The organism is Catenulispora pinisilvae (genome assembly GCF_015356865.1).
Lineage (GTDB): Bacteria > Actinomycetota > Actinomycetes > Streptomycetales > Catenulisporaceae > Catenulispora > Catenulispora pinisilvae.
Genome location: NZ_JAAFZA010000015.1, coordinates 78,379 through 86,089 on the forward strand (window position 1 = coordinate 78,379; position 7,711 = coordinate 86,089).

General features: G+C 70.4%; 9 protein-coding genes. 6 read left to right on the forward strand and 3 right to left on the reverse strand.

The window, feature by feature from the left end:
- Positions 1-26 precede the first annotated feature (26 nt).
- From IZR01_RS06980 to IZR01_RS06995, 4 genes are all read left to right on the forward strand, one after another.
- Complete coding sequence (locus IZR01_RS06980; protein WP_228558989.1) at positions 27-1,013, forward strand: ABC transporter ATP-binding protein; 987 nt, start codon at positions 27-29, stop codon at positions 1,011-1,013.
- Complete coding sequence (locus tag IZR01_RS06985) at positions 1,010-1,714, forward strand: ABC transporter permease (protein ID WP_194892180.1); 705 nt, start codon at positions 1,010-1,012, stop codon at positions 1,712-1,714. The genes IZR01_RS06980 and IZR01_RS06985 overlap by 4 nt, the downstream gene beginning before the upstream one ends.
- Before the next feature lie 82 nt (positions 1,715-1,796).
- Entirely contained in the window at positions 1,797-2,261 is a 465-nt protein-coding gene (locus IZR01_RS06990; protein WP_194923326.1) for a hypothetical protein, read from the forward strand.
- Between the two features lie 186 nt (positions 2,262-2,447).
- A complete protein-coding gene (locus IZR01_RS06995; protein WP_194923327.1) occupies positions 2,448-3,347 on the forward strand; it encodes a fructose bisphosphate aldolase in 900 nt (299 codons plus the stop codon).
- A 52-nt stretch (positions 3,348-3,399) separates the two neighbouring features.
- On the opposite strand, the gene IZR01_RS07000 is transcribed toward IZR01_RS06995, so the two are convergent.
- Positions 3,400-4,233 carry a cobalt-precorrin-6A reductase gene (locus IZR01_RS07000; RefSeq protein ID WP_194923328.1) on the reverse strand — a complete coding sequence of 278 codons (834 nt, stop codon included), beginning with the start codon at positions 4,231-4,233 and terminating at the stop codon, positions 3,400-3,402.
- A 107-nt stretch (positions 4,234-4,340) separates the two neighbouring features.
- On the opposite strand from IZR01_RS07000, the gene cobF reads away from it, so the two are divergent.
- Together cobF and IZR01_RS07010 are read left to right on the forward strand one after the other, a co-directional pair.
- Positions 4,341-5,114: a precorrin-6A synthase (deacetylating) gene (cobF, locus tag IZR01_RS07005; protein ID WP_194892176.1), complete on the forward strand. Its 774-nt coding sequence runs from the start codon at positions 4,341-4,343 to the stop codon at positions 5,112-5,114.
- Positions 5,115-5,430: 316 nt separating this feature from the next.
- Positions 5,431-6,180: an alpha/beta hydrolase family protein gene (locus IZR01_RS07010; protein WP_194923329.1), complete on the forward strand. Its 750-nt coding sequence runs from the start codon at positions 5,431-5,433 to the stop codon at positions 6,178-6,180.
- Between the two features lie 61 nt (positions 6,181-6,241).
- Here IZR01_RS07010 and IZR01_RS07015 read toward each other — a convergent pair whose 3' ends face one another.
- Together IZR01_RS07015 and IZR01_RS07020 are read right to left on the reverse strand one after the other, a co-directional pair.
- A complete protein-coding gene (locus IZR01_RS07015; RefSeq protein WP_194892174.1) occupies positions 6,242-6,595 on the reverse strand; it encodes an MmcQ/YjbR family DNA-binding protein in 354 nt (117 codons plus the stop codon).
- Positions 6,596-6,636: 41 nt separating this feature from the next.
- Positions 6,637-7,290, reverse strand: a complete 654-nt coding sequence (locus IZR01_RS07020) for a polysaccharide deacetylase family protein (RefSeq protein ID WP_228553976.1) — start codon at positions 7,288-7,290, stop codon at positions 6,637-6,639.
- Between the last annotated feature and the right edge of the window lie 421 nt (positions 7,291-7,711).

Here is a 7,711-nt window from a genome sequence, read left to right on the forward strand (position 1 = left end):
CCGGCTCCGCGGCGATCGTTGAGGCCATGAGGCCATCCATGCAGGACCCCGTCATCGAGGCTCGCGGCGTGAGCTTCGCCTACCGGGCCGGATCCGGACCCGGATCCGGATCCGCGAAGACTCCGCACGTAGCCGTCCGGGACGTCGACCTGGCCGTCCGGCGCGGCGAGATCTACGCGCTGCTGGGGACGAACGGCGCGGGCAAGACCACGACGCTGGAGGTGCTGGAAGGACACCGGGCCGCCACATCGGGGACCATCAGGGTCCTGGGAGGCGATCCGGCCGACCGCCGGCGCATCCGGCCGCGCCTGGGCATCATGCTCCAGGACTCCGGGCTCGCCGCCGAGCTCAGCGTGCGCGAGAGCGTGGCCCTGGCCGGTGCGGTCTCGGGGCGCCGCGACGACGTCGACAAGCTGCTGGACCGCGTCGGCATCAGCCATCGGAGCCGCACGCGTGTCGCGCAGCTCTCCGGCGGGGAGAAGCGCCGCGTCGACTTCGCGATGGCGGTCTGGGGCGGTCCGGAGCTGGTGTTCCTCGACGAGCCGACCACCGGACTGGACCCGGCCGCGCGCGACGCCCTGTGGACGGTCGTCGACGAGCTCAAAGCCGACGGCGTCACCTTCCTCCTCACGACGCACTACCTGGAGGAGGCCGAGAAGCACGCCGACCGGGTGGGCCTGATGCACGCGGGCTCGATCCGACGCCAGGGCACGCTGGCGGACCTGACCGAGGGCGGCCTGAGCACGATCCGCTTCGTGCCGCCGGGAGCCCTCGACGACATCCCGATCCCACTGGCCGGGACCCAGAACGGGCTGGCGGTGATCGAGACGACAGACGCCCAACGGGACGTGGCCGCCCTGCTGGCGTGGGCGGCCGGCCATGGCCACCCGCTGCGCCGGCTCACGGTCCGGGAGTCAGGGCTCGACGACATTTTCCGCGCACTGGGGCACGAAGCACCCGGACACGAAGCACCCGGACATGAAGCACCCAGCCACGAAGGAGCGAACCTATGAACGCCATCGCCATAGCCGAGTCGAGAATGCTCCTGAGGAACCGACTGGTCAGCGGCTGCGCCATCCTGCTCCCACTCGCCTTGGGGCTGATCCTCTACGCGAGCAGGGACACGCACAAACCCGGAGGCACCATCGCCGGCATGCAGACCGTGCTGATGATCGCCATGGGCACCTACGTGACGGCGACGACGACCCTCGCCGCCCGCCGCCAGACCCTCTTCCTGAAACGGATGCGCGGTGCGGCGGTCAGCGACAAGGCGATCATCACCGGCCTCCTGCTCCCCGTCGTCGCGGTGAACCTCGTGCAGATCGGCGTGGTGTTCGGGATCCTCGCCGCCACGGACACACCCGCCAACCCGCTGCTCCTGGCCGTGGCGGTGCTGCTCGCCGAGGCCATGTTCACGGGGCTGGCGCTGGCCACCGCCGGCTTCACGAACTCACCGGAACACGCGCAGTACACGACGGCGCCGGTCTTCCTGGCCACCGCGGCCGCATCGTTCTGGTCCCAAGCACCGGGGCTCGGCGGGCCCATCGCCGTCAAGCGCGCCCTGCCCGGCGGCGCGGTGGCGGAGCTGGTCTCGACCGCGTGGAACGGAGGGAGCCTGGCGTCCGTGCCGGTGCTGCTCGCGGCGAGCCTGGGGTGGGCCATCGCGGGCGTCCTCGCCGCACGAACCTACTTCCGCTGGGAACCTCGCCGCTGACCGGGCGCTCGCGGTTGTGAACCGAGCGCTTAGACCGCGCCAGCCATCAGACCGCGCCCGCTATCAGACCGTGCCCGCCGGAATGAGCAGCGCGTTGAGCGCGGCGGTGCGGATCGTGGTCGCGACGCTGTCCGGGTCCAGGCCGCTGTTGAATTGCGGGACCGAGTTGATCATCGAGGCGATCGTCGTCGGCGAAGCGCGTAGGTATCTCACGGTCCTGATCGAGCCGAGTCCAGCTGCGTCCGCGGCGGCGGCGGCTGTGGCTGCGGCTGCGGCTGCGGCGGGGGCCGGGCAGCAGCAGCCGGCGGCGAAGCTGGCCGAACGGCTGCGCGCGGAGGTCGATCGGGTCAACACGGACCTGGCACGGGTGGAGCAGCTGAAGGACTTCCGGGTGCTGCCGCGACCGTTGGCCGCCGAGCGCGGCGAGCTGACCGCGAACGGCAAGGTGCGACGCGCCGCCGTCGTGGACTCGTTCGCGGCGCTGATCGACGAGATGTACAGGACGGACGACGAGGCGGCGATCGCGAAGCACATGCGGTCCCGATGACAGTTGATCGGTTGGGCCTGCCGGCTGGCCGAGCCGACCGGGCCCGCCGGGCGCGCCCGGCGTCCGTAGCCCGAACGGACGGGCGTCGAACGCGCGGGTGCGCCCGGTTCAGTAGTCTCGAAGACCGGCCCGACGGCGGAGCAGGCTCCATCGTCAGTCCCCGACCCCGCTGAGGTGATGGCTGTCATGGACCCCGCCCAACTCGCCGTGATCCGTTCGGCGCCCGGATTCTTCGCGGCTCTGGACCAAAGCGGCGGCAGCACGCCGAAGGCGTTGGCCGAGTACGGCGTGGACGCTGACCGGTATTCGACCGATGCCCAGATGTTCGACCTGGTCCACGCCATGCGCACGCGGGTGGTGACCAGTCCCGCCTTCACCGGGGAGCGGGTCCTGGCGGCCATCCTCTTCGAGCAGACGATGAACCGATCGGTCGAGGGTGTGCCGACCGGCCGCTATCTGTGGGAGACCAAGCACGTCGTGCCGTTCCTGAAGGTCGACAAGGGGCTGGCGGACCAGGGGCACGGCGTGCGCCTGATGAAGCCGATCGACACTCTCGACGATCTCCTGGCGCAGGCGAACGAGCACCGGATGTTCGGGACCAAGATGCGCTCGGTCATCGCCGACGCGGACCCGGCCGGGATCCGGGCTCTGGTCGATCAGCAGTTTGCCGTCGCCGCACGGATCGCCGCCGCCGGTCTCGTCCCGATCGTCGAGCCCGAGGTGAGTATCACCAGCCCGCACAAGGCCGAGGCCGAGGAACTGCTGGGCGCGGAGTTGCAGCGGCAGGTCGCCGCGCTGCCGCCGGACGCGGTGGTCATGGTCAAGCTGACCATCCCCACCCGGCCGGGGCTCTACGCGGAACTGGCTGCCGATCCCCGCGTGCTGCGAGTGCTGGCCTTGTCCGGCGGCTACTCGCGTACCGAGGCGTGCGAGCGGCTGGCCCGGGAGCCGAGCATGATCGCGAGCTTTTCCCGCGCGCTGCTGGAAGGACTGCGCGAGGACCAGAGCGACGAGCAGTTCAATGCCCGGCTTGAGGCCTCGATCGCCGAGATCTATGCCGCTTCGGTCACCAAACTCACGGCCTGAGAGTCGTCGGGTCACTATGAACGAGCCCTGACTTTGAGTTCCTAGCTGGGACTCAGTTGTCTGCACCGTCTGTACTGTCTGCACGGTCTGTACCGTCTGCATGGTCTGCATGGTCTGTACCGTCGGGACTTTTCGCTGCCGGAAGTTCCAGCAGCCGCAGGACGTCCGCCGTCGTCGCAGCGGTTTCCACGCCGGGCGCGGGGGCCGGCGGATCCACCATGGTCACCGGAATGCCTCGTCGGCGGGCGGCGGTGAGCTTCGCCGCGGTCGCGGAGCCTCCGCTGTTCTTGGTGACCAGAGCGCCCACGTCGTGGTGGGCCATCAGCTGCGCCTCGGCCTCGATCGAGTAGGGGCCGCGGTCCAGCACGACGGTGTGGCGCGGGGGCAGCGGGCCGTCCGGTGCGGTGACGGCGCGGATCAGGTAGGCGTGTCGTTCGTCACCGGCGTATGCCGCCAGCTCCATCCGGCCGGTCGTCACGAACACGCAGCGGCCATCGGCAAGCGCGGCAACGTGTTCGGCGGCTGTCTGTACGTCCGGCACGTGGGTCCAGCGGTCGCCGGGCTGCGCCGCCCATGCCGGACGGCGCAGCGCCAGCAACCGGACACCGGCTGTCCGCGCCGCGTCGACGGCGTGTGCGGACATCACGCGGGCGAACGGGTGGGTCGCGTCGATCAGCACGTCGATCGACTCGGCGCGCAGGTACCCGCGCAGGCCCTCGACCCCGCCGAAACCGCCGACGCGCAGCTGTCCGCGGGGGAGATCCGGGAGGGCGGGTTCGTGTGTCCGGCCCGCCAGCGAGAAGATGATCCGGTACTCGTTCCGGGAACGCAGGCCGGTGGCCAGCTCGCGGGCTTGCGCCGTGCCGCCCAGGATGAGTATCCGCACGAAACGACCCTACCGACCTTACTGACCCTACCGATCACGAACGTCGGCCCCGCACCCCCGCGGGGCAGGCGAAAGCACACAGATGAGACAGGCGAGGACGAAAAGACATGCGACAGATCCTCGTGATCGGGCTCGGCGCGGGCGACCCTGACTACGTCACCATGCAGGCCGTCGACGCGCTCAACGCCGCCGAGGTGTTCTTCGTGGTGGACAAGGGCGAGGACAAGAGCGGCCTGCTGGAGCTGCGCGAGCAGATCTGCGACCGTTACATCCGCGACGACGGCTACCGGCTGGTCGCCATCCCGGAGCCGCCCCGCGACCGGCGCGCCGCCGCCTACGTCGGCGCGGTCGACGACTGGCACGAGCGGCGCGCGCAGCTCTTCGAGGCCGCGATCCTGGAACACCTGCCCGAAGACGGCTGCGGCGCGTTCCTGGTCTGGGGCGACCCGGCCCTGTACGACAGCACCCTGCGAATCATCGACCGCATCCTGGCCCGCGGCGCGCTGGACTTCGACTACCGCGTCATCCCCGGCATCACAGCCGTCCAGGCCCTCGCCGCCCGCCACCGCCTGCCCCTGAACCGCATCGGCGAGCCGATCCACATCACCACCGGCCGCCGCCTCGCCGCCGGCCTGCCCGAAGACCTCGACAGCGCCGTGGTGATGCTGGACGCCGGCTTCGCCGCCGCCGACCTGGACGACCCCGATCTGCACGTCTACTGGGGCGCCTACCTCGGCACACCCGACGAGGTGCTGCGCTCCGGCCCGCTCCCCGAGGTGGCCGAGGAGATCGCCGCGACCAAGCGCGAGCTGCGCGAGCGGCACGGCTGGATCATGGACACCTACCTGGTGCGCCGGGAGCGGCCGGAGGGCTCGGCGTGACCCGGCCCGTCTTCGACACCAGACCGGCCTGCGGGCCCCACGGGCGAACTGACGGATTCCGTGTCGGCTGAGTAGCCAGCCACTACTGACCCACGCCCATAGCCGGTCTCGGCCGACGCCCGCGGCTACCGCGCCGTAGCCTCCATCAGCTCCAGCACATGCTCGGTGGCCTCCTTCGTCCCGGCCGAGCCGCCCAGGTCCGGCGTGAGCGCCGCCCCGTCGGCCAGCGCCGCGGTCAGGGCGTCGGTGACGTCCTCGGCGGCGCGGGTGTGGCCCCTCGGCCACCGTCACCTCGGCCGACGGCACCCCGGTCCAGGTGTGGTCGGCCCGGCCGCGAGCCGCCGCCGGGCCCGGGCCGCTGGTGCTGTCCGTGCACGGCGGCCCGAACATGGTGACGGTCGACGGCTACGTCCCCGAGGCGCAGGCGTTCCTGGCCGAGGGCATCGGCTACGCGGCCGTGAACTACCGCGGCTCGGTCACCTTCGGCCGCGATTTCCGGGAAGGATTCCGCCCCGACATCGGCGACCGCGAGATCGAGGACATCGCCGCGACGGTGAACTGGCTCGTGGAACAGGAGATCGCCGAACCCGGCAAGATCTTCATCACCGGCCACTCCTACGGCGGATTCCTGTCGCTGCTGTCCTTGGGCCGCCTGCCCGAGCTGTTCGCCGGCGCGCTGGCCTTCGTGGCGATGGCCGACTGGACCGCCGCCTACCGCGACATGAACCCGGCGATCCAGGCCGCCTGGCGCTTTTTCATCGGCGGCTCACTCGAAGAGGCACCCGAGCTCTACCGCCGCGCGTCCCCGATCACCTACATCGACCAGGTCCGCGCCCCGGCCTGGATCCGCCAGGGCCGCTACGACACCCGCACCCCGGCCGCCCAGGCCTACGGCTACGCTCGCGCGCTGGAAGCCGCCGGCGGGGACGTGATCGTGGACTGGTTCGACGGCGGCCACGAGATCACCGGTCGCGACAACGCCATCGCCGACCACGAGCGGACACTGTCGCTGATCCGCGCCGCACTGGCCGGGCGGCTGTGGGCTACGGGGCCGGTCGGGCCTTGAGGTAGCAGGGTGCCCCAACCCTCCAGAGCAGCGCGCCACGCCTGAGACTGATCAGGGTTCGCTAAGCCTCCAGCGCAGCGCGCTTCGCCCGCGTCAGCGACTTCACCACCAGGTCGTAGGAGTCCTCGATCATCTCGACCACCATCCGCCCGCTCAGCGAACCGTCGATCGTCACCGTGTTCCAGTGCCGCTTGTTCAGGTGGTACCCCGGGCGGATCGCGGCGTGCGCGGCCCGCAGGCTCTGCGCGAGCTCCGGATCGCTCTTCAGGCTCACCGCGAGCGGTTCGGCGTCCAGCCTGGTGATCGCGAAGACCTTCCCGGCGACTTTGAACACTGAGGTCTCGGAGCCGAAGGGGAAGTCCTCGACGGCTCCGTGGAGGGCCAGGCAGGCCTTCTTGAGCTCGTTGGGTGTCATGGGCCCAGCGTATGCGGAGCCTCCGACGTCCTCGCCGACCTTCACCGAGCCCAGGTCGCGAAGGTGTATCCGCGCGCTTTCAGGGTCTTGAGGATCCCGCTGAGCGCCGCGACCGTCTGGCTGCGATCGCCGCCGCCGTCGTGCAGCAGCACCACCGACCCCGGCCGGACGTGGTCGAGCACCCGGGCCCGAATCGCGCCGGCGCCGGGACGGGACCAGTCTCGCGGGTCGACCGTCCACAGGGCGATCTTCTTACCGAGCGCCGCCGCCCGCGCCCGCACGGTGCCGTTCACCGCGCCGTACGGCGGGCGCAGGCAGCAGGGACGGTAGCCGGTGTGCGAGCGGATCTGCCGGTCGGTGGCGGTCACCTGGTACGCGAACTGCGCCGCCGAGAGCGTCCGCAGATCGGGGTGGGACCAGCTGTGGTTCTGCACACTGTTGCCCTGGCGGTACACCTGCGAGGTCAACGACGGGTGCGAGGCCACGTTCTGACCCACTTCGAAGAACGTGGCGTGTACCCGGTACTGCGCCAGGACTTTGAGGACCTGCGGCGTGTAGACCCCGGGCCCGTCGTCGAAGGTGATGTAGACGACCTTGCCCGCCGCAGCAGCCGGCGTCGCCGACAGGCCGGCGCCGAACAGGGCGAGGACGGTGGCGACGATGAGGGCTCGGGCCCTACGGGATAGTCGTGGCATCACGTCCAGCCGATTCCCGGAGTCGCCGGGGGGATGCCTGGTTGGTGTGGATTTCCCCCGTTAGGCCCTGAGCCGTCGCGCAGATCGACCTAGGGCCCTAGCGCCCTAGCGTCCTAGCGCTACGAGTGACGAGTGCGAGTGGCAGGGTTTTGGCTTGTGGCTTGCGGTTGGCGCTTCGGTTAAAGGCAATTTTTTACGGAACTACCTAGTATTGACTAATCACGGATCGAGACGCAGTTCACTGTGCCACTCGGTTTGCGTTGGCGGGTGGCGGTTGTGTGGGTGGTGCGCGCGGGTCCGAGTCACTGCGCACGCGTTGTGTTGGCGGCAATCGCTGCGTGTGGTGGGTGCCTGAAGTCAACGGCAGGCGCCTCCGGCGGGGGCTCTTGGCTCCCTCGGGGAACTGGCGCGGTTCCATAGG

What these genes read in the sequence shown, in the direction of transcription:
- IZR01_RS06995 (WP_194923327.1), top strand. Translation starts at nt 2,448, where the DNA reads ATGGACCCCGCCCAACTCGCCGTGATCCGTTCGGCGCCCGGATTCTTC.
- IZR01_RS06990 (WP_194923326.1), top strand. Translation starts at nt 1,797, where the DNA reads ATGAGCAGCGCGTTGAGCGCGGCGGTGCGGATCGTGGTCGCGACGCTG.
- IZR01_RS07015 (WP_194892174.1), bottom strand. Translation starts at nt 6,595, where the DNA reads ATGACACCCAACGAGCTCAAGAAGGCCTGCCTGGCCCTCCACGGAGCC.
- IZR01_RS06980 (WP_228558989.1), top strand. Translation starts at nt 27, where the DNA reads ATGAGGCCATCCATGCAGGACCCCGTCATCGAGGCTCGCGGCGTGAGC.
- cobF (WP_194892176.1), top strand. Translation starts at nt 4,341, where the DNA reads ATGCGACAGATCCTCGTGATCGGGCTCGGCGCGGGCGACCCTGACTAC.
- IZR01_RS07020 (WP_228553976.1), bottom strand. Translation starts at nt 7,290, where the DNA reads ATGCCACGACTATCCCGTAGGGCCCGAGCCCTCATCGTCGCCACCGTC.
- IZR01_RS06985 (WP_194892180.1), top strand. Translation starts at nt 1,010, where the DNA reads ATGAACGCCATCGCCATAGCCGAGTCGAGAATGCTCCTGAGGAACCGA.